The 26,139-nt window shown below is 59.7% G+C and carries 21 protein-coding genes; 13 read left to right on the top strand and 8 right to left on the bottom strand.

Annotated elements, in window-relative coordinates:
- Positions 1-81: 81 nt before the first annotated feature.
- From D882_RS0127930 to D882_RS0127910, 5 genes are all read left to right on the top strand, one after another.
- The gene (locus D882_RS0127930; protein ID WP_027926279.1) at positions 82-705 is read left to right on the top strand and encodes an FMN-binding negative transcriptional regulator; all 624 of its coding nucleotides are present in this window, start codon (positions 82-84) and stop codon (positions 703-705) included.
- 10 nt (positions 706-715) lie between these two features.
- A complete protein-coding gene (locus tag D882_RS0127925; protein ID WP_027926278.1) occupies positions 716-1,162 on the top strand; it encodes a GNAT family N-acetyltransferase in 447 nt (148 codons plus the stop codon).
- Positions 1,163-1,179: 17 nt separating this feature from the next.
- Positions 1,180-1,851, top strand: a complete 672-nt coding sequence (locus D882_RS0127920) for a GNAT family N-acetyltransferase (protein WP_027926277.1) — start codon at positions 1,180-1,182, stop codon at positions 1,849-1,851.
- A 209-nt stretch (positions 1,852-2,060) separates the two neighbouring features.
- On the top strand, positions 2,061-5,024 hold the full coding sequence (locus tag D882_RS0127915; RefSeq protein ID WP_027926276.1) for an autotransporter domain-containing protein: 2,964 nt from the start codon (positions 2,061-2,063) through the stop codon (positions 5,022-5,024).
- 200 nt (positions 5,025-5,224) lie between these two features.
- A complete protein-coding gene (locus D882_RS0127910) occupies positions 5,225-7,450 on the top strand; it encodes an autotransporter outer membrane beta-barrel domain-containing protein (RefSeq protein WP_027926275.1) in 2,226 nt (741 codons plus the stop codon).
- Between the two features lie 77 nt (positions 7,451-7,527).
- On the opposite strand, the gene oadA is transcribed toward D882_RS0127910, so the two are convergent.
- Both oadA and D882_RS0127900 read right to left on the bottom strand, forming a co-directional pair.
- Positions 7,528-9,336, bottom strand: coding sequence for a sodium-extruding oxaloacetate decarboxylase subunit alpha (gene oadA / locus D882_RS0127905; RefSeq protein ID WP_027926274.1), 1,809 nt, complete (start codon positions 9,334-9,336; stop codon positions 7,528-7,530).
- Between the two features lie 11 nt (positions 9,337-9,347).
- Entirely contained in the window at positions 9,348-10,763 is a 1,416-nt protein-coding gene (locus tag D882_RS0127900; RefSeq protein WP_027926273.1) for an acetyl-CoA carboxylase biotin carboxylase subunit, read from the bottom strand.
- A 192-nt stretch (positions 10,764-10,955) separates the two neighbouring features.
- Between D882_RS0127900 and D882_RS0127895 the strand changes: the two genes are divergently transcribed.
- A complete protein-coding gene (locus D882_RS0127895; protein WP_027926272.1) occupies positions 10,956-11,918 on the top strand; it encodes a LysR family transcriptional regulator in 963 nt (320 codons plus the stop codon).
- Here D882_RS0127895 and D882_RS0127890 read toward each other — a convergent pair.
- From D882_RS0127890 to D882_RS0127880, 3 genes are all read right to left on the bottom strand, one after another.
- On the bottom strand, positions 11,860-12,069 hold the full coding sequence (locus D882_RS0127890) for a PA3496 family putative envelope integrity protein (RefSeq protein ID WP_027926271.1): 210 nt from the start codon (positions 12,067-12,069) through the stop codon (positions 11,860-11,862). The two genes, D882_RS0127895 and D882_RS0127890, sit on opposite strands and share 59 nt — an antisense overlap.
- Before the next feature lie 216 nt (positions 12,070-12,285).
- A complete protein-coding gene (gene hexR / locus D882_RS0127885) occupies positions 12,286-13,152 on the bottom strand; it encodes a transcriptional regulator HexR (protein WP_008027445.1) in 867 nt (288 codons plus the stop codon).
- Positions 13,153-13,287: 135 nt separating this feature from the next.
- On the bottom strand, positions 13,288-16,158 hold the full coding sequence (locus D882_RS0127880; protein ID WP_027926270.1) for an EAL domain-containing protein: 2,871 nt from the start codon (positions 16,156-16,158) through the stop codon (positions 13,288-13,290).
- 258 nt (positions 16,159-16,416) lie between these two features.
- Between D882_RS0127880 and uvrD the strand changes: the two genes are divergently transcribed.
- From uvrD to D882_RS0127860, 4 genes are all read left to right on the top strand, one after another.
- Positions 16,417-18,600: a DNA helicase II gene (gene uvrD / locus D882_RS0127875; protein ID WP_027926269.1), complete on the top strand. Its 2,184-nt coding sequence runs from the start codon at positions 16,417-16,419 to the stop codon at positions 18,598-18,600.
- A gap of 151 nt (positions 18,601-18,751) precedes the next feature.
- Positions 18,752-19,192, top strand: coding sequence for an EamA family transporter (locus D882_RS0127870; RefSeq protein ID WP_027926268.1), 441 nt, complete (start codon positions 18,752-18,754; stop codon positions 19,190-19,192).
- Positions 19,193-19,371: 179 nt separating this feature from the next.
- The gene (locus D882_RS0127865) at positions 19,372-20,247 is read left to right on the top strand and encodes a Tim44 domain-containing protein (protein WP_027926267.1); all 876 of its coding nucleotides are present in this window, start codon (positions 19,372-19,374) and stop codon (positions 20,245-20,247) included.
- A 137-nt stretch (positions 20,248-20,384) separates the two neighbouring features.
- Positions 20,385-20,792, top strand: a complete 408-nt coding sequence (locus D882_RS0127860) for an SMI1/KNR4 family protein (RefSeq protein ID WP_007943369.1) — start codon at positions 20,385-20,387, stop codon at positions 20,790-20,792.
- Positions 20,793-20,830: 38 nt separating this feature from the next.
- Here D882_RS0127860 and D882_RS0127855 read toward each other — a convergent pair whose 3' ends face one another.
- Positions 20,831-22,594, bottom strand: coding sequence for a cation:proton antiporter (locus D882_RS0127855; protein WP_027926266.1), 1,764 nt, complete (start codon positions 22,592-22,594; stop codon positions 20,831-20,833).
- Positions 22,595-22,796: 202 nt separating this feature from the next.
- Between D882_RS0127855 and D882_RS0127850 the strand changes: the two genes are divergently transcribed.
- A complete protein-coding gene (locus D882_RS0127850) occupies positions 22,797-23,279 on the top strand; it encodes an acyl-CoA thioesterase (RefSeq protein ID WP_027926265.1) in 483 nt (160 codons plus the stop codon).
- 104 nt (positions 23,280-23,383) lie between these two features.
- On the opposite strand, the gene pdxY is transcribed toward D882_RS0127850, so the two are convergent.
- Positions 23,384-24,256 carry a pyridoxal kinase PdxY gene (gene pdxY / locus D882_RS0127845; protein ID WP_027926264.1) on the bottom strand — a complete coding sequence of 291 codons (873 nt, stop codon included), beginning with the start codon at positions 24,254-24,256 and terminating at the stop codon, positions 23,384-23,386.
- A 120-nt stretch (positions 24,257-24,376) separates the two neighbouring features.
- Here pdxY and D882_RS0127840 point away from each other — a divergent pair, with 120 nt between their 5' ends.
- Positions 24,377-24,790: a DUF3301 domain-containing protein gene (locus D882_RS0127840; protein ID WP_027926263.1), complete on the top strand. Its 414-nt coding sequence runs from the start codon at positions 24,377-24,379 to the stop codon at positions 24,788-24,790.
- Here the strand turns inward: D882_RS0127840 and D882_RS0127835 are convergent.
- Positions 24,787-25,752 (bottom strand): GTP-binding protein, encoded by a 966-nt coding sequence (locus D882_RS0127835; protein WP_027926262.1) that lies wholly within the window; start codon positions 25,750-25,752, stop codon positions 24,787-24,789. The two genes, D882_RS0127840 and D882_RS0127835, sit on opposite strands and share 4 nt — an antisense overlap.
- Positions 25,753-25,779: 27 nt before the next feature.
- Between D882_RS0127835 and D882_RS0127830 the strand changes: the two genes are divergently transcribed.
- Entirely contained in the window at positions 25,780-26,136 is a 357-nt protein-coding gene (locus tag D882_RS0127830) for a hypothetical protein (protein WP_027926261.1), read from the top strand.
- Positions 26,137-26,139: the final 3 nt, after the last annotated feature.

Below are 26,139 nucleotides of genomic sequence, written 5' to 3'. Positions count from 1 at the left end.
CCTGTGAAATTGGTCATTAATGGCTCTTACAACAGACCAATAGCCTGCCTAGGATGGAGGCATTCGCCAAGGGATATTTCCATGTACAACCCCAGCAGCTTTGCCATCAAAGATTTGGATGACCTGCGCCAGCAGCTCCTCGTCACCCGCCTCGCCATGGTGGTTACCCACGGCGATCAAGGCCTGCAAGCCAGCCATCTGCCGCTGCTGTTCAAACCTGACGAAGGCCCGAATGGCACCCTCTACGGCCACTTCGCCCGGGCCAATCCGCAGTGGAAGGAATTGCAGAGCGGCGCTGAAGCGCTGGTGATCTTTGCCGGTGCCGACGCTTACGTCAGCCCGGGGTTTTATCCGAGCAAAGCCGAGCACGGCAAAGTCGTGCCGACCTGGAACTACGTCGCGGTACACGCTTACGGCACCGCCGACGTGTTCACCGATGCCGAGCGCTTGCTCAACCTGGTCAGCGCGTTGACTGATCGTCACGAAGCCGGCCGAGCCCTGCCTTGGAAGGTCGCCGATGCTCCCGCTGATTACATCGACGGCATGCTCAAGGCGATCGTCGGGTTTGCCCTGCCGATCCAGCGCCTGGAAGGCAAACGCAAACTCAGCCAGAACCGCAGCGCCGAAGACATCGCCGGTGTGCGCGAGGGGCTTGTCTCCAGCCCCGATGTGCACGATCAGGCCCTCGCCCACTTGATGCGTTAAGGACATGAACATGAGTCAGATTGAAATCCGCCCGGTCAGCGCCGACGATCACGCCGCCTGGCTGCCGCTGTGGCAAGCCTACCTGCGCTTCTACAACACCGAATTGCCCGAGGCGGTCACTGACAGCACCTGGCAACGCATGCTCGACCCGACTGAAACGACGCATTCGGCGTTGGCGTGGAGCGATGGCAAAGCGGTCGGCATGGTGAACTTCATTTACCATCGATCGAACTGGAGCATCGAAAATTCCTGCTACCTTCAAGACCTGCTGGTAGCGCCAGACACCCGCGGCACCGGCGTTGGCCGCAAACTGATCGAGTTCGTCTATGCCACCGCCAAAGCGGATGGTTGCTGCAAAGTCCACTGGCTGACCCACGAAACCAACGCCACCGCGATCCAGCTCTACGAGCGCATCGCCGAACGCCCCGGTTACATCCAGTTTCGCAAAGCCCTTTAAGGTTCAAGGAGAACAACATGTCGACATCACTCGCGGACTGGAAAGGCGTCCCGGCGCCCACCGCTCAAACCCTCGAAGGGCGCTTCATTCGCCTGGAAAAACTCGACCCGGCCCGTCATGCCGAGGGTCTGTTCAAGGCCTTGCAAGGCCCCGGCGCCGATCCGAAACTCTGGGACTATTTGCCGTACGGGCCTTTCCCGGAACGTAGCGCGTTCAACGATTGGCTGAACAACCATGCGGCCAATAGCGATCCGTATTTCTTCAGCGTGATCGACCGTGCCAGCGGTGATGTACAGGGCCTCCTGAGTCTGATGTCGATCGTCCCGGCCCAAGGTCGCATCGAAATCGGCCACGTCACCTTCGGCGCACCGATGCAGCGTTCGCCGAAAAGCACCGAGGCCGTTTACTTGCTGGCCAAGGAATCCTTTGCCCTGGGCTACCGGCGCCTGGAGTGGAAATGCAATAACGGCAACGCCCGCTCCAAATACGCGGCCGAGCGTCTGGGCTTCAGTTTTGAGGGGGTGTTCCGTCAGCACATGGTGGTGAAGGGACAGAACCGCGATACCGCGTGGTATTCGATTCTGGACTCGGAATGGCCGGCGATTGGCGCGGGGTTTGAGCGCTGGTTGAGCGATGAGAATCAGACGGGGTCGGGGCAGGTGAAAACGCTTGCCGAGTGCCGCGGGTAAGCGCTGACGATTTGTGGCGAGGGAGCTTGCTGCCTTGCCACAAATTGCGTGTACGCCTGAACCAAAAACCCTAAATTTGCATTTAATTGCCTACAGATGTCTCCATCTCCCGAAAAAACGCAAAAGAATGCATTTGTCACCAGACATCATTCTGTAAAAACCATCCGCTATACAACACAGCCCGCTTATAACAAAAAGGCTGTCCCCTCATGCCCTTCTCGCCCCAGCGCCTCGCGTTCAGCATCGCTTTGCTGATCAGCACCGACACCCTCGCCGTCCCCTTCAAAAACGTGCAGATCGACACGCCCACCACGACAGCGCAAACGCTGGGCGGCAGCGACACGTTGAAGATTTCGGCGCCGGGCAGCATCACCAACGCTGGCAAGACGGTGAGCCTGAAGGACGGCACCAGCGGCGTCGGCGTGGTGATCGATAACGCAGGCAAGATTATTTCCACTGGCGGCCGGGCGATCGACAGCAGCGGCGACCTGACGCAAGCGCGCAACTACAGCATTTACAACCGCGCTGGCGGGCAAATCCTTGGCTTCAACGACGCGCTGCGCATCGACAGCAACTTCGCCAGCGGCAGTCTGTTGATCGACAACAGCGGCATCATCCGCTCCACCACCGGGCAAGGGCTGGATCTGGATGCATTGCGCAGCGCGGGCATCAAAACGACGATCATCAACCGCGCGGGCGGGTTGATTCGCGGGGATGCCAGCGACGGTATGAAGACCGGCGCCAACGCGACGATTACCAACTACGGCGAGATTTCCACCGGCGACTCGCACACTGCTGACGAGAAATTCGACGGTATCGATATCGACACTGCAACCGGCGTGACAGTGACCAACTACGGCAGCATTTCCGGTGGCCGTCACGGCATCACCACCGACCTCGGCGCCACGCTCCTCAACTACGGGACAGTCACCGGTCGCAACGGCTCGGGGTATGGCTCCGATGGCGACGGCACAGTGATCAACCACGGCACCATCACCGGCGCTTACTCGGGCCTGCAACCGAACGGTGACGGCGATGGCGTGGACATCGACAAACTCGCGCACATCGAAAACTACGGCACCGTTCAAGGTGTGGGCGCGGGCGGTGTGGACAAGGGTGGTTTCGCCAACGGCAGTGAAGGCATCGCCTTGGGCGGCGGTTATGTATTGAACGCCAACGGGGCGCTGATCAGCGGCGCCAACAGCGCGATTCTGGTGGACGATGGCAGCGGCGGTTCGGGCGTGGCGGCAACCACGCTGGAAAACTTCGGCACGATTCAAGGCCTCGATGGGTTCGGCGTGAAATTTGTCGGCGAGTTCAATGACAGCGTGATCAACGGCGGCACGATCAGCGGCAGCAACGGCCTGGCGCTGGACCTGGGCGGCGGCAACGACAGCCTGACTTTGCGCAATGGCAGCCGTTTTGTCGGTGGGGTCGACGGCGGCAGCGGTTACGACCGCGTGCTGATGGACGATGCGCGGGGAGGCAGCTTCGGCTCGAGCCGCAACTTCGAATGGCTGGAGGTCAAGCAAGGTGCCTGGACCTTGACCGGCACCGGTGATTTCAGCGACGGCGGCGCTATACGCAACGGCGCCACGCTGATCAACCAGGGCGTAATCGCCGGGACCGTGACCGTCGATGCAGGCGGTGTGTATGCCGGCGGCGGTTCGGTGGGTAATTTGCAGGTCAACGGGACCTTGCGCACCAATACCCAACTCGGCATTGCGACCATCACCCATGACCTGACCATGGGCAGTGGCTCCACCCTGGCTTATGGCGTCAACGCAGAGGGTAGCAGCGCGCCGATCAAGGTCGGTGGCGTGGCCACTCTGAATGGCGCCACCCTGGCAGTGAATCCCGGCAGCGGCACGTATCCGTGGCAAAGCCGATACACCGTGCTGCAAGCCGCAAGCATCAGCGGCAGCTTCGGCAAGGTCACCAGCGACTACGCGTTCCTCACGCCAACGCTCGCTTACACGCCGACCCAGATCGACCTGACCTACACCCGCAACGATGTCGCCTTCAACGAATTCGCGGTGACCAACAACAGCAGCAACGCCGCCAACAGCCTGGCGTCGATGGGCAACAACAACGCGCTCTACAACGCCTTGCTCAACACCACCAACGCCACGGCTGGCAACGCGATCGAGCAACTGTCCGGCGCCAGCAACGCCAACCTGACCAGCGCGACGCTCGGAGCCAGCAGCCAGATCGGCAGCAGCATGCTGTCGGCGATGCAACAAATGGGCGGCGGTTCGGGATTGCTGGTCGGCCTCGATCAAGGTGACACCCCGGTACTGGCCGCCAACGGCGTACCGCTCGAAGCCCGCAACCTCAATGATCCCAACGCCGAGGGTCGGCTGTGGCTGCAAGCCATTGGCGGTTACGGCAAGCTCGATGGCGAGCATGGCAGCAGCGGTTTGGAGCAACGCACCAAAGGCAGCGTGCTCGGGGTCGATTGGGCGCTCAATCCGCACTGGCGCCTGGGGGTGCTTGGCGGTTACTCGAAGACAGATCTTGACGCCACGGGTGTCGATGGCAATGTCGAAAGCTGGCACGCCGGCGTCTATGCATCACGTCAAAGCGGCCCGTTCGCCTTGCGCCTCGGTGCGGCGTACAGCGGTCACCAGGGTGAAAGCAAACGCACCGTTGCCTTCAACGGCTTCAGCGACCGACCGAAAGGCGATTACGACGCCGATAGCCAACAGGCCTTCGCCGAGTTCGGCTATGCAATGGGCAGCGGCCGTCTCAGCGCCGAACCCTTCGCCAGTCTTGGCTACCAGCGTTATCACCGCGACAGCTATCAGGAAAAAGGCGGTTCTGCCTCGCTTCAAGTCGACGAACAAACCCAAGACAACTTCAACAGCACTTTTGGCCTGCGCCTGGCGCATCTGAATACTCTGGACAATGGCATGAGCCTGACCCCACGCATGACCGCCGGCTGGAAGCACACCTATGGCGATGTCAGCAGTTCGACACGTCAGGCGTTTGTGGTAGGTGGCACGGCGTTCAGTGTGGATGGCAGCTCGCTGGATCGAGACAGCCTGGTGCTGGAGGCTGGTTTGGATCTGGGCATTTCGGCTCGCCACTCGGTGGGCATCGGCTATAGCGGCGAGATCGGCAACAACAGCCGTAACCACGGGTTGATCGGACAATGGCAGATGAGTTTCTGAGAGGGTGTTGCGGGAAGCGTCTCGATTTATCGTAGGAAAAGGTCATCGGTCCCAAGCGTTAAAAACCGCTGCGTCCCACCAGCGGCGGATTTTCTGCATCGAGCTTCTGACGCCACCTGCAAACCCTCCGGAACGGGCTGACATCGGTATCGAAGCGCTCTCCTTAGAGTTTGGTCTCCTTTCAATTGAGGCCAAATTCAATGTCTGTTCAACACAAATACCGACCACATCATCTGGCGCTAGCCATTGCGCTTGCGTTGGGTTGCACTGAAATTTTTGCCCAACAAAGTCCTGCCGAAAGCACTCTCCCTGCGCTTGAAACGCCAGATCAGGTCTTGGCAGCGCTCGATGCATTCATCAAAGACCCTGACACCAAAAAGACCACTATCGGCAACGCAGAGGACGGTATCAATCGAACGTTCAGCGATGACAATGATCTGGTCACTTTGTCCCGTCGCGGGAGTATCACCGGATGGGTTGACGGTGGTGGTGGCACCAATTTTCTACAACTCGATACAGCGAGCGGTGGCACGTTAGGCGACAGCCGCAATTTCGACGGCCTGGAGCTCAAACGAAGCACCTGGACCTTGAACGGTTCCAGTGGTGATTTCACCGCAGGTGCCTTGGTACGCCCCAAAGCAACACTGGTAAACGAGAGTGACATCCGGGGAGGTGCGTTGACCCAGGGTACTCTCGTCAATAACGGCAGGATTGGCGGCGGGGTGACGGTGCTATCAGGTGGCACCCTGAGTAACTCTGGGGCGATCGAAGGCGACGTGTTTATTCACGAGAAAGGGGCTTTTGCGGGTAGAGGTCGCACGGGTTCGCTGGAGGTAAACGGAAAATTTTCGGTGGGCGAATCCCACGGCGCGCCAAAAGTTAAGGGTGACCTGAAGCTTTCCAATACTGCCGAACTGCTCTACGAGGTCAGCGCCGATCGCAAAAGTGAAACGATATTAGTCGATGGCACCGCCATTCTCGGTGGCGCCACACTGAACATTGTTGCAGCGCCCGGTAACTACCCGTTAGTCAGCGAAAACAGCATTCTTGTGGCCAATAACGTCGAAGGCAAATTTGGCAACGTGATCAACAACCTTGCCTTTTTGGAACCCGATGTCCAATACAGTGAGAGGACAGTCGATCTGGTCTTGATTCGAAACGATGTGCCTATCGAGAGCGTCGCGGACTCAGAAAACGGACGGCAATTTGGAGGAAGTCTTGAGGAGCCAAGGGGCGTTGAACCAACTCAGACGTCACCGGACGATACCGCCCCAATTGCTGCGCCCCTGAATCCCGCCGAGAACATCGGTACCCCCGTCACCGCCTCAACCTCACAAGCGACAACTCCCGGCGCCGCAGCACCTTCGCCATCGCACACTGCAAATGCCGCAGTCGTGGCGCTGCTGGGTAGCGATAAAACAACCGCAGCTCAGGCCATTGAACAACTGGCCGGCGGCAGTACCGCCAACCTCGCCAAGGCAACGCTCGCCAGCGCCAGCCCGGTGGGCACTACCGTGCTCTCGGCCATGCGCCAACCGGGCAGCACCAGCACCTACAACAAAGGCAGCAACCGCAGGAACGCACCAAGCCTGGCAGCGGGTAGCGAAGACAATGGCCGGGTCTGGCTTCAAGCGTTAGGGCATGGCGGCACACTGGACCGTGACTTTGAGCCACTGAAACACTCCACCCAAGGCTTGGTCCTGGGCGCCGATTGGGGCATCGATGATGAATGGCGTATCGGTGTGATGGGCGGTAAAGCCGAAACACGCCTCGACAGTCGCGACCTCGATGGCGGTCTCGACAGCTGGTATCTGGGCGCCTACGCCCTGCGCCAGAACGGCCCCATGTCGCTGCGAGTGGGCGCGACCTATGGCAATCACGACGGCAACACCAAGCGCCGGGTGGCCTTCAATGGTTTCAGCGATCGCCCTGAAGGCCGTTACGACGCCAACACCCAACAAGCCTTCGCTGAAGTGGGTTACAACCTGGGGCGAGCCAATGTCAGCATCGAACCGTTCGCCAGCCTTGGCTACGAACGCTATCAGCGTGACACCTACACGGAAAAAGGTGGTGCAGCGGCGTTGAAAGTTCACGGCCAGACCCAGAACAACCTGAGCAGCACGTTCGGTCTGCGCGCAGCGAAAACCAATGCGCTGGACAACGGCATGCAACTGACGCCGCGATTCAGTGCCAGTTGGAAACACACCTACGGTGATGTCACCAGCGACACTCGCCAACAACTGGCAACGGGCGGTCGAAACTACACCGTTTCCGGTGCGCTACTGGACCGTAACAACCTGAGCGTCGATGCAGGGCTGGACCTGGGATTGTCAGCCAGACATACCTTGGGCGTCAGTCTTAACGGGGACGTCGGCACGGAAAGCCGGAGTCATGGCGTCACCGGCCAATGGCGGATGAATTTCTAATCGTCACAAATACGCGGCAAAAAAAAGGGGAGCACATGCCCCCCCGAGGTTTAAAGCGTTGTATCGAGGCTGTTAAATCAGCCTTCGATCTCGATCAGGATTTCGCCCGGATTCACCCGATCGCCCTTGGCCACGTGGATGGCGGTGACTTTGCCAGCGATGGCCGATTGGACTTCGGTTTCCATCTTCATCGCTTCGGTGATCAGCACGGCTTGCCCTGCTTTCACAGTGTCGCCTTCCTTGACCAGCACATCGACGATGTTGCCCGGCATGGTGGTGCTGACGTGGCCTTGCGCGGTGGCTTGCTTGCGCTTGCTGCTGCCGCCGCTGACGAATTCGTTGAGCGGTTCGAACACCACTTCTTCCGGCATGCCGTCGATGGACAGGTAGAAGTGACGCTTACCTTCGGCCTTGACGCCGACACCGGTGATGTCGACGCGGTAGGTTTCGCCGTGGACGTCGATGACGAACTCGGTCGGCACGCCTTCGCCACCGACCGAGGCCACGCCGCCGGCTTCGGGAATCGGCAGGAGTACTTCAGGTGTCAGGGTGCCGGCAGCGCGTTCTTCGAGGAACTTGCGGCCGATATCCGGGAACATCGCATAGGTCAGCACGTCTTCTTCGGACTTGGCCACGGCGCCAATTTCAGCACGCAGTTTGGACATTTCCGGTTTGAGCAGATCGGCTGGACGCACGTCGATCACTTCTTCGCTGCCAATGGCCTGGCGACGCAGTTGTTCGTTCACGGTGCCCGGCGCCTTGCCGTAGCCGCCCTGCAGGTAGAGCTTCACTTCGTTGGTGATGGTCTTGTAGCGCTCGCCAGCCAACACGTTGAAGAACGCCTGGGTGCCAACGATTTGCGAGGTCGGGGTTACCAGCGGCGGGAAGCCGAGGTCTTCGCGAACGCGCGGGATTTCAGCGAGCACTTCGCTCATGCGATTCAGCGCGCCCTGCTCTTTCAACTGGTTGGCCAGGTTGGAAATCATCCCGCCCGGTACCTGGTTGACTTGGACACGGGTGTCGACGGCGGTGAATTCGCTTTCGAACTGGTGGTACTTCTTGCGCACGGCGTAGAAGTACAGGCCGATCTCTTGCAGCAGTTCCAGGTTAAGGCCGGTGTCGAATTCGGTGCCTTTAAGGGCGGCGACCATCGATTCGGTGCCTGGGTGGCTAGTGCCGGATGCGAAGCTGGAGATCGCGGTGTCGATGTGATCGGCGCCGTTTTCGATAGCCTTCAGTTGGCACATGGTGGCCATGCCAGAGGTATCGTGCGAGTGAATGAACACTGGCAGCGACTGCTCGGATTTCAACGCCTTGACCAGTTCGCCCGTGGCGTATGGCGTCAGCAGGCCGGCCATGTCCTTGATCGCCACCGAGTCGCAACCCATGGCTTCCATTTGTCGGGCTTGCGCCACGAAAGCGTCGATGGTGTGCACCGGGCTGGTGGTGTAAGCGATGGTGCCTTGAGCGTGTTTGCCGGCTGCTTTTACTGCCTCGATGGCCGTGCGCAGGTTACGCACGTCGTTCATGGCGTCGAAGATGCGGAACACGTCGATGCCGTTGACCGCGGCCTTGGCGACGAAAGCTTTGACCACGTCGTCGCTGTAATGGCGGTAGCCCAGCAGGTTCTGGCCGCGCAGGAGCATTTGCAGGCGTGTGTTAGGCAGCGCCGCGCGCAGTTGGCGCAGACGCTCCCACGGATCTTCCTTGAGGAAACGTACACAGGCGTCGAACGTCGCGCCGCCCCAGCATTCCAGCGACCAGTAGCCGACTTTGTCGAGCTTGTCGCAGATCGGCAGCATGTCTTCGGTGCGCATGCGGGTAGCGAGCAGCGATTGATGGGCGTCGCGCAGGATGGTGTCGGTTACGTGAATCTTCTTGGTCATTGTTATATTCCTCACAGGCCTGCGTGGGCGGCGATGGCGGCAGCGATGGCCAGGGCCAGCTCTTCGGGTTTGCGCTTGATCGAGTAGTTGGTCAGTTCAGGGTGGCTTTCAACGAAGCTGGTGTTGAACTGGCCGCTACGGAATTCCGGGTTACGCAGGATTTCCTGGTAGTACGCGGCGGTGGTCTTGACCCCTTGCAGACGCATGTCATCGAGGGCACGCAAGCCACGGTCCATCGCCTCTTCCCAGGTCAGCGCCCACACCACCAGTTTCAGGCACATCGAATCGTAGAACGGTGGAATGGTGTAACCGGTGTAGATCGCCGTGTCGGTCCGCACGCCGGGACCGCCGGGCGCGTAGTAACGGGTGATCTTGCCGAAGCTCGGCAGGAAGTTGTTTTTCGGGTCTTCGGCGTTGATCCGGAACTGCAACGCGAAACCGCGGTGCTGGATGTCTTCCTGTTTCACCGAGAGCGGCAGGCCGGACGCGATGCGGATCTGCTCACGCACGATGTCGATGCCGGTGATTTCTTCGGTGATGGTGTGTTCCACCTGCACCCGGGTGTTCATCTCCATGAAGTACACCTCGCCCTCGGCGAGCAGGAACTCCACGGTGCCGGCGTTCTCGTAACCCACGGCCTTGGCTGCACGCACCGACAGGTCGCCGATGTAGGCGCGCTGTTCAGGGGTCAGTTGCGGGCTCGGGGCGATCTCGATCAGTTTCTGGTTGCGGCGCTGGATCGAGCAATCACGCTCGAACAGGTGCACCACGTTGCCAAAGCTGTCGCCGAGAATCTGCGCTTCGATGTGCTTTGGATTGACGATGCACTTTTCCAGGAACACTTCCGCCGAACCAAATGCCTTGGTGGCTTCCGAGATCACGCGAGGGAAAGCCTGTTCGAGTTCTGCGCGGCTGTCGCAGCGACGGATACCACGACCACCACCACCGGAGGTTGCCTTGAGCATCACCGGGTAACCAATGCGGTCGCCTTCGAGCAAGGCTTCGGCGATGTCCGCGACGTTGCCTTCGGTGCCCGGCGTGACCGGCACGCCGGCCTTGATCATGCTGCGGCGGGCTTCAGTCTTGTCGCCCATGCGGCGAATGACTTCAGCCGATGGACCAATGAACTTGATGCCGCGCTCTGCGCAGATATCAGCCAGTTCAGCGTTTTCCGAGAGAAATCCGTAGCCGGGATGCAACGCATCACAACCGGTTTCCACGGCCAGGTTCACCAGTTTTCGCGCATTCAGGTAACCGGCCAGTGGCTCGGCACCAATGCTGTGGGCCTCGTCCGCGCGCTTCACATGCAAGGCATGACGGTCGGCGTCGGAATAGATCGCGACCGAGCGAATGCCCATCTCGGCGCAGGCACGCACGATTCGTACGGCAATCTCACCACGGTTGGCGATCAGGATCTTTTTTATCACTTTTGGAGGTTCCCTTGAGCCGGTGGTAACCACGACCTGCTAGACCAGGTCGACGCGTGACCAAATGTTTCAATTCAGTCGCAGGCCCACACTAGCCCTCGTAAGGGATTAACAAAAATGAATAATTATTGGGTTAGGCATAAGTAAAGACTTATAGTCGTGGCATCAGCCCGTGCCGAGAGCGACTAGATAATGCGTAAGTCATTGATGCGTATGACATTGCGTCAATTGCAGATTTTCAATGAAGTCTGTGATTTGCGGTCCTACAGTCGGGCAGCCGACGAAATGTCGCTCACACAACCGGCCGTCAGCCTACAGATCAGGCAACTTGAAGAGCTGATTGGTCAGCCCTTGTTCGATTACGTCGGCAAAAAACTCTACATGACTGAGGCCGCCGAAGCACTCCAGCGCGCCAGCCGGGATATTTTCGGGCGCCTGGAAAACCTCGACATGCAGCTTTCGGACATGCAGGGCTCTCTGCAAGGACAGCTGAAACTGGCGGTGGAGTCCAGCGCCAAGTATTTCGTGCCGCACCTGTTTGCCGCGTTCAAGCGCCAGCATCCCGAGGTCAATCTGCAACTGACGGTCGTCAATCGGGGCCAAGTGATTCGTCGTCTGTCCGATAACCGCGATGACCTGGTGATCATGTCGATGGTGCCGCAAGACATGGGGCTGGAATTCCTGCCGTTCCTCAACAACCCGATTGTCGCGGTTGCACCACCGGATCATCCGCTGTGCCACATGGGGCCACTGCGCCTGCAAGACCTTGAGCCCTACACCCTGCTGATGCGCGAATCCGGTTCCGGGACGCGACTGGCGTGCGAAGAGTATTTCAAGGAGAAGCGTGTGCACTTCAACCAGACCCAGGAGGTCTCATCAGCCGAAGCCCAGCGTGAATGTGTACTGGCGGGTCTGGGCGTAGCGCTGTTGACGCGTCACGCCCTGAACCTTGAGTTGGCGACCGGCGGCTTGATTGAATTGCCGGTCGAAGAGTTGCCGCTCTACCGCAGCTGGTGCCTGGTGCAAGCCAAGGCAAAAAGGCTGTCACCCGTGGCGCACGCATTCCTTGCGTTTATCCGCAGTGAGCGGGTGCAGATCAGCGCGCTGGTTGAGCGTTTCGACGGGAAGTTGTCGGTGCCGCCTGCCAGTAATTGAGTTCCAGCTCTGGAAAATCACCGATCTCGGCCAGCAGTTGGCGACGTTCGCAGCGATCTTCAATGGCGCGACGGAATTCCATGCGACGCTGATCTTCTTGCTGACGACGGGTTTTGGCAGCGCTGTTGCGTTCTTCGTAGGGCTGGGCCATTTCGAGTCTCCCAAGGCGATTACGGGAGTTTCAAGATAGGCGCGGGGGATGACGGTTTGGCGGCGGGTGGGTTACAGAGAGATGAAGGTTACTGTGTGGTGAGGGGGCTTGTCGGAACGCCGCATCGCCCCGTTGGGTCGCGAAGCGGCCCCAAAATCTTTGCGGCTGCTGTGCAGCCGAACGGGGGCAAGCCCCCTCGCCACAATTCCAGCAGAATCAATCATCCAGCGCTTTCACCGACTTGGGCGACAGCCGCAGGCTGCGAAGGCTGCGCTTGACGCTCTTGAGGTGATTGACCAGGCTCGGGCCGCGCGCCATGGCCACGCCCATCGCCAGCACGTCGATCACCACCAGGTGAGCGATACGCGAGGTCAGCGGGGTATAGATTTCGGTGTCTTCATGCACATCGATCGCCAGGTTGACGGTCGAGAGCTCGGCCAGCGGCGTCTGGCTCGGGCACAAGGTGATCAGCGAGGCGCCACTTTCACGCACCAGGTTGGCCGTGATCAGCAAATCCTTGGAGCGCCCGGACTGGGAAATACAGATCGCCACATCAGTCGGCTTCAACGTCACGGCCGACATCGCTTGCATGTGCGGGTCGGAGTACGCCGCCGCGGTCAGCAGCAAACGAAAGAATTTGTGCTGGGCATCGGCCGCCACTGCACCCGATGCGCCAAAGCCATAGAACTCGACGCGCTGGGCCTGGGACATGAGCGAGACCGCCCGCTGCAACTCCACCGGATCGAGTTTCTCGCGAACCTCCATCAAGGTGTGCAGGGTGGTGTCGAAGATTTTCAGGCTGTAGTCGGCAACGGAATCGTCTTCATGGATGGCAAACTGACCGAAGCTGGCACCGGCGGCCAGGCTCTGCGCCAGTTTGAGTTTCAGATCCTGAAAACCGGAACAACCGATGGCGCGACAAAAGCGCACGATGGTCGGCTCGCTGATGCCGACGCTGTGGGCCAGGTCGGCCATGGAGCTGTGCATCACCGCCGCAGGATCAAGCAGCACGTGGTCGGCGACCTTGAGCTCCGACTTGCGTAAGAGGTGGCGTGACTGGGCGATGTGTTGCAGCAGATTCAAAGGGCTGGACTCTTTGTTATTGGCAGTTGCCGGGGATGTAGCAAGCTTGTAGTTATACTACAAGAATTCGCTTTTTGCCTGCTCAATGCGTAACTCGATGCCCCCATTCCACGCCTCATACGCTCCATGTAGCCCCTACGAGGGGTTCGCGTCCTTTTGTAACAGCTTGGCCAGTTCATCAGCCTCAACGGGCCGACTGATCAAATAGCCTTGCACTTCATCGCAGCACTCGGCTTTCAAAAACTCCAGCTGCTCTTGCCGCTCCACGCCTTCGGCCACCACTTTCAGCGACAAACCATGCGCCATCGCAATGATCGCCCGGGTAATGGCCGCATCCACAGTGCCCTCCCCCAACCCACGGATAAACGCCTGATCGATCTTCACGTAGTCCACCGGAATTCGTTTGAGGTAGCTCAGGGACGAATACCCGGTGCCAAAATCGTCGATCGCCAACTTCACCCCCAGATCCCGCAGCTGCTGGAAGGTCGCAATGATGTGCTCGACGCTGTCCAGCAACTGGCTTTCGGTCAGTTCCAGCTCCAGGTAGTGCGGCGCCAGGCCGGTTTCTTCCAATACTTGGCGCACCAGGCTGACCAGTTTGCCCTGACGCAATTGATGCACCGACAGGTTGACCGACACCCGGATCGGCTCCAGCCCCTGCCGCTGCCACTCGCAGGCTTGCCAGCAAGCCTGGCGCAGCACGAACTCGCCGATTGGGCCGATCAGCCCGGTTTCCTCGGCCAGACCGATAAAGTCCCCCGGCGGCACCCGCCCCATGGTCGGATGATCCCAGCGCACCAGCGCTTCGGCGGCGTTCAAGTGGCCCGTGGCGAGGCAAAGTTTGGGTTGGTAAAAGACTTTCAGCTGCTTTTCTTCGATGGCTTTGCGCAGCTGGTTTTCCAGCTGCAAACGCTCCAGGGTGCTGGCTTGCAGGCTTTCGGTATAAAACTGGAAGTTGTCGCCGCCCAAGTGTTTAGCGTGCTGCATGGCCATGTTCGACTGACTGACCAACGCAGAAATTTCCCGCGCGTTGTCCGGCAACATACTGATGCCCATGGACGCACTGATCACCAGTTCATGGCCATCGACGGAGACCGGCAAACGCAACTTGGTCGACAACCGCGTCGCCACCCGCGCCAGGCTCGACAGGTTGCCGTAGGTATCAAACAGCACCGCAAATTCGTCGCCGGAAAGCCTGGCGATCGTGTCGGCCTCTGGCAGTGCGTTGACCAGGCGCCGGGACATTTTCTGCAGCAGTTGGTCGGCGACGTCATGCCCGAGGCTGTCATTGAGCAGTTTGAAACGGTCCAGGTTGATGTGCAGCAACGCCAGGCTACGTCCGCCCTGGCGCACCCGCTGATGGGCCTCGCGCAACCGTTCCCGGAACAACGAGCGATTTGCCAGGCCCGTCAGTTCGTCATAGTGGGTCAAGTAGCGCATGCGTTCTTCGGATTCGCGGCGAGCCGATAGATCGGCGAAGAAGCCGACAATATGGCTGACATTTCCTCGGGAATCGCGAACTGCGTTCAGTTGCAACCATTGCGGATAGAGCTCGCCGTTTTTACGGGTCTCGACCAATTCGCCTTGCCATGTCCCGTGCTGCTCCAGCGCCTGATGGATAGCGCCGTAGTGGCGGCGAGCATCGCGACTGCAGGGGAGTTCGACGACGTTGCGCCCCAGCATGTCGTCGATGTCATAACCGGTGACTCGACTGAAGGCCTGATTGACGGCGATCAAGGCGTAATCGGGGTCGAAAATCACGATGCCTTCGCTGGCGGCTTCGAACACGGTTGCCGCCAGTTGGCGTTGTTCTTCCTGGACTTTGCTCGCGCTGATGTCGCGACGGGTGCCGACCATGCGGATCACCCGACCCGTTTTGCTTCGCTCGACAGCCCGGCCACGGTCCTCGATCCAGACCCAGTGACCGTCGCCATGCCGCACGCGGTATTCGATCTGGTAATCCTCACTGCGGCCTTTCAAATGCTCGATCAACGCGCGCTTCAGCGCCGGCAGGTCTTCGGGGTGCAACCGCGGGCGAAGGTGGCGAAGCATGGCTGTCACATATTCCGGCGCGAGGCCGAACAATTCCTGGATCTGCGTGTGATGGACTTCATCGGTTTGCAGGTTCCAGTCCCACAGCCCGAGTTCGCTGGCCTTCAACGCCAACGCCAGTCGCGCTTCACTCTTGCTCAAGGCCTGGTTGGCGACGTCGAGCTCCAGGCTGCGCTGGGCAACACGGTTTTCCAGCTCGACCTGGGCTTCACGCAGTTTTTCTTCGGCGCATCGACGGTGATCGATCTCTTTGGCTAACTCGTGATTGAGCTGATCGCTACAGCTTTGCGCTTGCTGTAAATGCTCGATCAGCGCCTGATTCTGAAAACGACGCAGCAATCCGCTGTCGATCAACCGATTGACCTGCCAGGCAATCACGCTGAGCGCGCCCAACAAAATCAGGCCGAACCAGCCCCAGCCATGATCCTGTGCGTCGCCGCCCCAGAATAAATAGGCAATGGCCGGTAACAGGCAGGGCAAGGTAAAGGACAGGAATGCCGGCAGGCTGACCGCGTAGGCAACACTGGCGGAAAGTGCGGCGGCGCCGATCAGGCCGAACACCCACGCTTGCTGCATGAAATTGTCGGCGGGCACCAACGCAATACCGGCACCGGCCAGGGTCAGGCCGGTAAGGCCAGAGCCGAGCAAAAACATGCGGCGCCAGATCGGATGTGCCTGGCGGTTGGGAATCGCCGAATCGAAGGCCGCGACTTGAATCACCCGCAACGCCACCAGCGACAGCAGCCACACCATCCAGACGCTGACCAGGAAATAGCGCTGCGGGCTCCAGAGCAAACCGGCGCAGACCAGACCATTGATCAACATGAATAACGTGGGCAGCAGTGACCCCTGATAAAGCAGGCGCGTGCGTTCGACCGCCATTTCCATGGCGTACTGCTTGCGGATGACCCGCGGCTCCACCGTGGGGCCCGACAGGTCGATGCTGAGGGTCATAGGCAATGTTCTTGTTCTTATAATGATGAGCATGAGCCCGAAACGTCGACGGAGCATACACAAGCCAATGCCCTTACCAAACTGCCCCGGATCATAAATTCGACAATATTTCAGCCCTCCGACGCCCCGCCAAAACCCTTGGAGCGCGGCCCGCCAACGCCTGCAGCCAGTGACTGACCGGTCGTCCTCCGTGCATCTTTCATCGGCTAATGCAAAGCTCGGTTTGCCCGGTGTGGCGGCGCACCCTAGAATGCCCCGATGCGCGATGATCTCTCCCTTCTGCTGAACTCCCTCAACGACGCCCAACGCCAGGCCGTAGCTGCCCGCGTGGGTCGTCAGTTGGTCCTGGCCGGTGCTGGTTCCGGTAAAACCCGAGTGCTGGTGCACCGTATCGCCTGGTTGATCCAGGTCGAAAACGCCTCGCCGCACTCAATCCTGTCGGTGACCTTCACCAACAAGGCCGCGGCCGAGATGCGTCAGCGCATCGAGCAGCTGATGGGGCTCAACCCCGCCGGCATGTGGGTCGGCACCTTCCACGGCCTGGCGCACCGCTTGCTGCGGGCGCACTGGCAGGAGGCCGGGCTGAGCCAGACATTCCAGATTCTCGACAGCGATGACCAGCAGCGCTTGGTCAAGCGAGTGATACGCGAGCTAGGACTGGACGAACAACGCTGGCCCGCCCGCCAGGCCCAGTGGTTCATCAATGGGCAGAAAGACGAAGGTCTGCGTCCGCAACATATTCAAGCCAGCGGCGATATGTTCCTGGCGACCATGCGCAGCATTTATGAGGCCTACGAGGCTGCCTGCCTGCGCGCGGGTGTGATCGATTTCTCCGAATTGCTCTTGCGTGCCCTCGATCTGTGGCGCGACCACCCGGGTTTGCTGGCTCATTATCAGAAACGCTTCCGCCACATCCTGGTGGACGAGTTCCAGGACACCAACGCCGTGCAGTACGCCTGGTTGCGTCTGCTGGCCAAGGGCGGCGACAGCCTGATGGTGGTGGGCGACGACGATCAGTCGATCTACGGCTGGCGCGGCGCAAAAATCGAGAACATCTATCAGTATTCCGATGATTTTCCGGATGCCGAGACCATTCGCCTGGAGCAGAACTACCGCTCCACCGCCGGAATTCTCAAGGCCGCCAACGCCCTGATCGCCAATAACACCGGGCGCATGGGCAAAGAGCTGTGGACCGATGGCGGCGAAGGCGAAGCGATCAATCTATACGCTGCGTTCAACGAACACGATGAAGCACGTTACGTGGTGGAAACCATTGAAAGCGCGCTGAAAACCGGCTTGGCTCGCAGCGATATCGCGATTTTGTACCGCTCCAACGCCCAATCGCGCGTTTTGGAAGAAGCCCTGCTGCGTGAGCGCATTCCGTACCGCATCTATGGCGGTCAGCGCTTCTTCGAGCGGGCAGAAATCAAGAACGCCATGGCTTACCTGCGTTTGCTGGAAGGCCGAGGCAACGATGCGGCGCTGGAGCGGGTGATCAACGTCCCGGCCCGTGGCATCGGCGAGAAAACCGTCGAAGCCATCCGCGACCACGCCCGTCACAGCGATGTGTCGATGTGGGAAGCCATGCGCCTGCTGGTCGCCAATAAAGGCCTGACCGGTCGCGCTGCCGGCGCGCTCGGTGCCTTTATCGAGTTGATCGAGAACCTTGCTGCCAAGTGCATGGAAATGCCCCTGCACCTGATGACCCAAACGGTCATCGAGCAATCCGGGCTGATCGCCTATCACCAGGCGGAAAAAGGCGAGAAAGGCCAGGCTCGGGTAGAAAACCTTGAGGAACTGGTCAGCGCCGCGCGCAACTTCGAAAACGCCGAAGAAGACGAAGACCTGACGCCGCTGGCGGCATTCCTTGGCCATGCGTCGCTGGAAGCCGGTGATACTCAGGCCGAAGAGCACGAAGACAGCATTCAGTTGATGACCTTGCACAGCGCCAAGGGCCTGGAATTCCCTTACGTGTTCCTGGTAGGCATGGAAGAAGGCCTGTTCCCGCACAAGATGAGCCTGGAAGAACCCGGCCGTCTTGAGGAAGAACGCCGTCTGGCCTACGTCGGCATCACCCGGGCCATGCAGAATCTGGTGATGACCTATGCTGAAACCCGACGCCTGTACGGCAGCGAAACCTACAACAAGGTCTCGCGATTCGTACGGGAAGTGCCTAAAGGCCTGATCCAGGAAGTGCGTTTGTCCAACAGTGTCAGCCGTCCGTTCGGTGGCAATCAATCGATGAGCGGCAGCAACCTGTTCAGCGGCAGCGAGATTCCGGATACCGGCTTCAGCCTGGGTCAGACTGTACGGCACTCGATCTTTGGCGACGGCGTGATCCTCAACTTCGAGGGTTCCGGTGCGCAGGCGCGGGTGCAGGTGAATTTCAGCGAAGGCAGCAAGTGGCTGATGCTGGGTTACGCGAAGCTGGAAGCTGTTTAATAGCTTTTCTGTGGGAGCGAGCCTGCTCGCGAATGAAAGCGCCGCGGTGTATCTGATAAACCGTGGTGCGTCCTTCGCGAGCAGGCTCGCTCCCACAGGGTTTGTGCTCCCCCCCCCACCCCAGCAGGTTGATCTTGTAAGGCGCGAAATAATGGGCTCAGGCTTCTTTTCTTCCTGGACGTTCTGGGCCCTGATGTCGGCGGTGTTTGCCGCCCTGACCGCGATCTTCGCCAAAATCGGTATCGAAAACGTCAATTCCGACTTTGCCACCCTGCTGCGCACCGTAGTGGTATTGGTCAGCCTGGCCTTGATTTTGTACGCCACGGGCCAATATCAATCATTAGGATCGATCTCGGCGAAGAGCTACCTGTTCTTGCTGCTGTCGGGACTGGCCACCGGCGCCTCGTGGATCTGCTACTTCCGCGCGCTGAAACGGGGGCCGGCCTCGCTGGTCGCTCCGGTGGACAAGCTCAGCGTGGTGCTGGTGGCGGTGCTCGGCGTGATCCTGCTGGGCGAAAAACTCGACCTGCGCCAATGGGGTGGAATCGGCCTGATCACGGCCGGTGTGATCATGCTGGCGCTGCGCCGCTAGGCATCCATCCTACTGAAGCTATCCACTCGTCCTACGGACCGAACTCAAAAGGCCTTATTGCGCTGACTGAAGCTGAACGCAACCTGTCAGGCAAAAGCCCGAAACACTCTGCCGCTAGCCAGTAACACTTCAGCTGTGCAACATGGCGCGCGTGCCATCCACAAATGGGATTACCCTTTATGAAACGTTTTCTTAGCATCGCCATGGCGTTGTGCATCGGCCTGACGATGAGCCTCGACGCCAACGCCAAGCGCTTTGGTGGCGGCAAAAGCGTCGGCGCTGCGCCGACCCACCAGACCAGCCAAATGGCGCCTTCTTCTCCAGGCATGGGCGGCGCTGCGGCGACCGCTGGTGCTGCCGGTGCCGCGGGCACTGCGGCCAAGGCTGGCGGTGCTTCGCGCTGGCTCGGCCCTCTGGCCGGCATCGCTGCCGGTGGCCTGCTGGCCTCCATGTTCATGGGCGGCGGCTTCCAGGGCATGCAGATCTTCGACATCCTGATCATGGCGGTCATCGCCTTCCTGGTCTTCCGCTTCATCGCCGCTCGTCGTCGCAAGCAGCAGGAGCACATGGCTCCCGCTGGCCACGCGCCAATGCAGCGTGAAGTGTTCGACCAGAAGCCTGCGGGGGGGTCGATCTTCGGCGGCTCGGCTGCACCGGTTGCCGCTCGTCCGGTCATCAATGCTCCGGCCTGGTTCAATGAAAAGAACTTCATTGAAGCGGCTCGCAACCACTTCCAGTCCCTGCAACAGCATTGGGACGCCAACGAAATGGACAAGATCGCCGAGTTCGTGACCCCGCAAATGCTCGAGTTCCTCAAGCGCGAACGTGCTGACCTGGGCGACGGTTTCCAGTCCACCTACATTGATAACCTCAATGTTCAACTGGACGGCGTGGATGATCGTGCCGACAAGACCATCGCCACCCTGACCTTCAGCGGCGTGTCGAAGACTTCACGTTTCGACCAGGGCGAAGTGTTCAGCGAAAGCTGGAACATGGAACGTCCACAAGGCGAAAACCAGCCTTGGCTGGTGGCCGGTATCCGCCAGAACGGCTGATCCCCCACAGCGTTAAGCGTGTTGTAATAAAAACCCCAGCCTCGGCTGGGGTTTTCTATTTCGCGGTTGCATCTATAGCGAGCTACTGTATAAACCGCCCCAACTAAACCGCGCCATCAAGCAAGAGGATCCCGGACGTGGAAGAAATCATCGAACAACTGCGTGAAGCCAACGAACCGGTACCAGTCCCCTTGGAGCTGCCCGACGAAGATCAAATCGTGGAAATCGAAGAACAACTGTTCATCGACATTCCGTTCGTCTTCAGAGAATTTTTGCTGACCGTCAGCGACGTGGTCTACGGCAGCCTGGAACCGGTGACTGTCACCGACCCGCAATCCCACACCTACCTGCCAGACGTTGCCGCCAACGCCTGGGACGCTGGCGTTGACCGCAGCATGATCCCGATCTGCCAGGACGGTGATGACTATTACCTCGTTGAAGAAGACGGCACGGTGGTGCTGTGGCAGGCCGAAGAAGAACTGATCGCCGAAGAAACCTGGGAATCGGTGTGGCACTGGGCGCGGGACGTCTGGCTGGAAAGCTGATTTAGCCTATCCAGACTTTGTAGCAGCTGGCGCAGGTCTCAGTGACCGGGTGCATCATTGTGGTTGTCCAGGGTTTCGAGCAAGGCCACCTGCATCCGCGTATGCACGCGGATGAACCAGCGCCAGAGCAATGCTGCCACGGCGGCAGCGACCACGATGATCAGTACCAGCAACTTGTTGGTCGGCAGAATACTGGCCGACAAGGCTGCCAGTAGCAGGAAAATCACCAGCAGCGAGAGGATCGGGATCACTTCGGCGATCACCCGACGCACTCGCTGCGTGTGGCGTCCGGCCATTTCCGGCTTCACGCCCATCTCTGCCAACAACAACGACAGCGCCTTGAGCTTGCGATAGGCGGCGATCAGGAACGGCAGCGACACCAGCAACGCGCCCCCCCAGATCAATGCTTTCTGCCAACTCGGGTCGCTGATCCAGTCTTGCAGATACGCGGACACAGGCTCGGCGAAGAACGCCCCCGAGAAGAAAATCGCAATCACTAGCGCCAGATTAACCCCCACCTGCAACAAAATCCGCCGAATCATCGACACCAGCAGCGCGCCCTCGCCCTGCGGTTGAATGCTGCGCAGCCATTCGCCGTACATCCCGAACACCCTTCCCAGCCGTTGCGGCATCACGGCGGCGAGCTTGATCGACAACGGATCGGCCGCGCGGATCAGGTACGGAGTCAGCAGCGTAGTGATCACCGAAACCGCCACGGCGACTGGGTAGAGGAAGTTGCTGGTCACCTGCAACGTCATGCCCAACGCCGCAATGATGAAAGAAAATTCGCCGATCTGCGAAAGCCCCATCCCCACGCGCAGTGAGGTGCGCCCGTCATTGCCGGCGATAAATGCCCCGAGTCCGCAGGACAGCATCTTGCCAAGCACCACCGCCACGGTGATCACGGCGATTGGCCAGGCGTATTGCAGCAGGATCATCGGATCCAGCATCAGGCCGATGGCGACGAAGAAAATCGCACTGAACAAGTCGCGAACCGGCTCGATCAGGCGCTCTATTTTCAACAGTTGTCGAGACTCGGCCATGATCGCGCCAATCAGGAACGCACCGAGCACCATGCTGTATTCCAGCTTCACCACCAGCAGGCAGAAACCGAAACATAGTCCCAGAACGGTAATCAGTAGCATCTCGTTGCTGTCGAATTTGGCCACGTAAGCCAACAGCCGCGGCACCAGCAATATCCCGATGACCAGCGCAACAATCATGAACAGCGAAAGCTTGCCGACTGTGGAAAACACTTCGCCAGAGCTGACCGTGCCACTGACGGCGATGCTCGACAGCAACGCAATGATGCCAATGCCCAGGATGTCTTCGACGATCAGCACACCGAAGATCAACTGCGCGAAACGCTCGTTCTTCATCTTCAGGTCGTTGAGTGCCTTGACGATGATGGTGGTCGAGGAAATCGCCAGGATCGCGCCGAGGAACAGCGAATCCATGGTGTTCCAGTCAAACCAGCGACCAATCTCGTAGCCGATCCAGATCATCAACACGATTTCAAGGAACGCCGCGATGAACGCCGTCGCGCCGACCTTGAACAACTTGCGCAGGCTGAATTCCAGACCGAGGCAGAACATCAGGAAGATCACCCCGAGCTCCGCGAGGGTCTTGATGGTTTCTTCGTCGTGGATCAGCCCGAACGGCGGCGTGTGCGGGCCGATGATGAAACCGGCGACGATGTAGCCCAGCACCACGGGCTGCTTGAAGCGATGGAACAGCACGGTCACCACGCCGGCGATCAACATGATCACTGCCAAATCCTGAATGAAACTGATGGCATGCATGGCGTGTGCTCCTTAAGCGGGGACTTTTGGAGGTTAACACCGGGACTTGTGCCGCAAAGGCGGTGCAATATATGGAAACAGATCGAAACAGGCGTGACGGCAGCCAGCTGCCCGGCGTCCCGATAACTGTTGGTTTTGAAAAGCTGACAAGGCACCCGCAGAGGTGCGCCCCTGAAATTCTGCCTTGAACCGTGAGAACGCTATGGAACCCGGAAACGCACAACTGTCGATGACGGTATTGATGACCCCCGACATGGCCAACTTCTCTGGCAATGTCCACGGCGGTACCTTGCTCAAGTACCTCGACGAAGTCGCGTATGCATGCGCCAGCCGTTATGCCGGTCGCTACGTGGTGACGCTGTCGGTGGACCAGGTAATCTTCCGCGAGCCGATTCATGTCGGCGAACTGGTGACCTTTCTGGCGTCGGTCAACTACACCGGCAACACCTCCATGGAGGTGGGCATCAAGGTGGTGACCGAGAACATCCGCGAGCGCTCGGTGCGCCACACCAACAGCTGCTTTTTCACCATGGTCGCGGTGGATGACAACCGAAAACCCGCGGTCGTACCGCCTTTGCAACCGCACAACAGCGAAGAAAAGCGCCGCTTCATCCAGGCACAGCAGCGTCGGCAGATTCGTCAGGAGCTGGAAAAGCGCTATCAGGAAATCAAGGGTGATGCCTGAGGGCTTTGACCTGTTTTAGATAGTCATCGCGAGCAGGTCGCACCGTCGCCCCCACATTGGATCTGTGTCGTTCGCAAATCCACTGTGGGGGCGAGCAACGCGGATTAAAGACTGATCGCCGTCGCCTCAAACCGCACCCGCGGATGAGCAATCCGGTCCTGCGCCCGCACCAGTTCCAGCTCATAGCTGGCACAGGCCTGAGTCTCCAGCAACACTTCATGCACCGCTGCGGCCGTAAACTCGAACGCAGCGACCAGACTGTCGCCCAACAACACCCGCGCCAGGAACAGCCCGGACGTCAGGTCGCCCACGCCCACCGGCTGACGCGGAAACGCCAGCAGCGGACGCCGCAGATGCCAGCTGCCCTCGGCAGTCACCAGCAACATCTCGAAGCCATCCGCCGGTTTGCCGGGGTAATCCAGATGCTTGACCAATACCGCCTTAGGCCCACGCGCCAACAGCGCTCGCGCCATGGCCAGGCAGTCGAACAGTGACTGCGGTTTGCGTCCAGAGAAGCTGTCCAGTTCCAACTGGTTCGGGCACATGAAGTCAGCCACCGACGCCGCTTCTTCCAGCAGGAAATCGCTGACTTCAGCCGGAACGCTGCAGCCCTTCTCCGGATGGCCCATCACCGGGTCGCACAAATACAGCGCCTTGGGGTTCATCGACTTGATGCGCGCCACGCCGGTCAGGATCGCCCGGCCCTGAGCCGCACTGCCCAGGTAACCGGACAGCACCGCATCGCAGTTGCCCAGCTCGCCAATCGCGGCAATACCTTCGACCAACTCAGGGATCTGGTGCGGCGCCAGCACCTCACCCGTCCACTGGCCGTATTGGGTGTGGTTGGAAAACTGCACGGTGTTGAGCGGCCAGACATTCACCCCGACCCGCTGCATCGGGAAAACCGCGGCGCTGTTGCCAGCGTGGCCGAACACCACGTGGGACTGAATGGCGAGCAGATGGGGCGTACGTTTCATGCGGTGAGTTTTCCGTAAAACGATTGAAATTCAAGCCGCGCAGTATGCGACGAAAAGCAGCCTGTACGACAGACCAGAGACGCAGTTAAGCTGACACCATCTAGTTGGAGCAACCTGTTGATGCTGACCCTCGGAAATATCTTCGTGCTGATGTTGCTCGCCACCGGTGGCGCGTGGTTGTGGCACAACCACGGCTTGCGCGAGCGTGCGCTGGAGCGGGTCAAACAGCATTGCGCCAAGCTCGGCATCGAGTTGCTGGACGGCAACGTGGCCTTGAAAAAGATCGCGTTCATCAAAGATGCCAACGGCCGGCGGCGCCTGGCTCGCGTGTACAACTTTGAGTTCACCGTGACCGGCGAAACCCGCCACAACGGCACCATCACCCAATTCGGCGCCCACAGCGCGCAGATCGAACTGGCGCCCTACCCGATGCCGTTCGACGACACGCCTGCGATCGTCGATGTGGTGAAGCCTCGCGCCGAGGTGATCGAGTTGAGCCAGTGGCGGCAAGAACACACCAAGTGGCGCCCTTAACTCGACCGACAGTCAGCCAGGGCGCTTTGCAGTGAATCCACTTCCTGCGGCTCGTTGAAAATCAGTTCTATCCGCGAATCCTGGCGCCATTCGCTGGGCTTCCACTCCAGTACCGAATTATCCAAAGCATTGGCCGACACCCAACCGTCGACGCTGTGGATAACCAGCTTCGCCCGCCGCCAGGACAGGCTTTCAAGCCACAGCCCGATGCGCGCCACGTCGAACCTCTGGCTCGGGTGCCAACGCCAGCCGATACTCCAGCCACCCTCCTGTTCCTGACTCAAGCAAATAGGCAGCGCGGGATCCGTCCAGATGGCCGGCAGTTGCGCCAGCCCCTTGGGCACGATGAAGTTATCCACACCCGCTAAGGCCTGAGCCTGGAGTCCCGGCAAGTGGCTCAATGGCAACTGAGCGTGCTGCGTCCAGTACAGAGGACGCGGCAGTAACGGCGCGGCGATGCGCTGGCGATCATCGGCGTCGAGATCTTCCGCCTTGTTCAACACCAACAAGCCGGCGCTGTTCAATGTCTCCTGTTGCGCCGCAGGCAGCGGTTTGCCAGCCGCGAGCGCATAGGCATCCAGCACCAGTACGCAGGGTTGTACCGCCAGTACACCGACCCATGGTGCCTCACTCAACTGCTCAAGCAGCCGGGCCGGATGGCCGAGGCCAGAGGGTTCGATGAACAACCGATCCGGCTTGGCCTTGCGCAGCAAGCGCCCAAGCCCGATCTGAAACGGCGCACCATTGACGCAACACAAACAGCCGCCGGCCACTTCGCCCAGTGCGATACCATCGGCGTCCGAGGTCAGCAGCGCAGCGTCGAGGCCGATCTGCCCGAATTCGTTGATCAACACCGCCCAACGCTCGCCGACCGGCCGCTGCGTTAACAGGTGCTTGATCAGGCTGGTTTTGCCGGCACCTAATGGACCGGCAATGACGTGAGTGGGAATGTTCTGCAACATGGTCGGTGTTTTCTGAGGAGGTAAAAGATGCGGTTGATGGGATTGTCGTTACTGCTGGCGCTATGTTCCAGCGAGGTGTTCGCCCAAGCCTGCGTGGTACATACCACATCCGCGAGATTGGACGTGAAAGTCTGCCAGCAAAACCGCAATATCCCGGAAAAGCTCTTCGCCGACGGCTTCTGCCAGCCCAATCTGGCCGGGCAGACCGTCGACGTGCAGTATGTTGAGCAATGCCCAACCGGCGCCTTCGGGGTGTGCAGCAACGCTCAAGTCGCCAATATGCCTTACCGGCAGGACATTCACTATTACGGCGTAGCCACCGATGCGGCCTATTTGAAGCCGTTTTGCGAAGCGCAGAGCCAAGGCAGCTGGCTCACGCCTTGAGGC

It is taken from the genome of Pseudomonas sp. URMO17WK12:I12 (assembly GCF_000514395.1).
Taxonomy (GTDB): Bacteria; Pseudomonadota; Gammaproteobacteria; order Pseudomonadales; family Pseudomonadaceae; genus Aquipseudomonas; species Aquipseudomonas mucoides.
Note: the sequence above shows the minus strand (reverse complement) of the source record. Positions and strands in the feature narration are given on the sequence as shown.

Bases quoted from the DNA above. Each gene is read 5' to 3' on its own strand.
- D882_RS0127930 (WP_027926279.1), top strand. From the start codon at position 82: ATGTACAACCCCAGCAGCTTTGCCATCAAAGATTTGGATGACCTGCGC.
- D882_RS0127925 (WP_027926278.1), top strand. From the start codon at position 716: ATGAGTCAGATTGAAATCCGCCCGGTCAGCGCCGACGATCACGCCGCC.
- D882_RS0127920 (WP_027926277.1), top strand. From the start codon at position 1,180: ATGTCGACATCACTCGCGGACTGGAAAGGCGTCCCGGCGCCCACCGCT.
- D882_RS0127915 (WP_027926276.1), top strand. From the start codon at position 2,061: ATGCCCTTCTCGCCCCAGCGCCTCGCGTTCAGCATCGCTTTGCTGATC.
- D882_RS0127910 (WP_027926275.1), top strand. From the start codon at position 5,225: ATGTCTGTTCAACACAAATACCGACCACATCATCTGGCGCTAGCCATT.
- oadA (WP_027926274.1), bottom strand. From the start codon at position 9,336: ATGACCAAGAAGATTCACGTAACCGACACCATCCTGCGCGACGCCCAT.
- D882_RS0127895 (WP_027926272.1), top strand. From the start codon at position 10,956: ATGCGTAAGTCATTGATGCGTATGACATTGCGTCAATTGCAGATTTTC.
- D882_RS0127890 (WP_027926271.1), bottom strand. From the start codon at position 12,069: ATGGCCCAGCCCTACGAAGAACGCAACAGCGCTGCCAAAACCCGTCGT.
- D882_RS0127880 (WP_027926270.1), bottom strand. From the start codon at position 16,158: ATGACCCTCAGCATCGACCTGTCGGGCCCCACGGTGGAGCCGCGGGTC.
- uvrD (WP_027926269.1), top strand. From the start codon at position 16,417: ATGCGCGATGATCTCTCCCTTCTGCTGAACTCCCTCAACGACGCCCAA.
- D882_RS0127870 (WP_027926268.1), top strand. From the start codon at position 18,752: ATGGGCTCAGGCTTCTTTTCTTCCTGGACGTTCTGGGCCCTGATGTCG.
- D882_RS0127865 (WP_027926267.1), top strand. From the start codon at position 19,372: ATGAAACGTTTTCTTAGCATCGCCATGGCGTTGTGCATCGGCCTGACG.
- D882_RS0127855 (WP_027926266.1), bottom strand. From the start codon at position 22,594: ATGCATGCCATCAGTTTCATTCAGGATTTGGCAGTGATCATGTTGATC.
- D882_RS0127850 (WP_027926265.1), top strand. From the start codon at position 22,797: ATGGAACCCGGAAACGCACAACTGTCGATGACGGTATTGATGACCCCC.
- pdxY (WP_027926264.1), bottom strand. From the start codon at position 24,256: ATGAAACGTACGCCCCATCTGCTCGCCATTCAGTCCCACGTGGTGTTC.
- D882_RS0127840 (WP_027926263.1), top strand. From the start codon at position 24,377: ATGCTGACCCTCGGAAATATCTTCGTGCTGATGTTGCTCGCCACCGGT.
- D882_RS0127835 (WP_027926262.1), bottom strand. From the start codon at position 25,752: ATGTTGCAGAACATTCCCACTCACGTCATTGCCGGTCCATTAGGTGCC.
- D882_RS0127830 (WP_027926261.1), top strand. From the start codon at position 25,780: ATGCGGTTGATGGGATTGTCGTTACTGCTGGCGCTATGTTCCAGCGAG.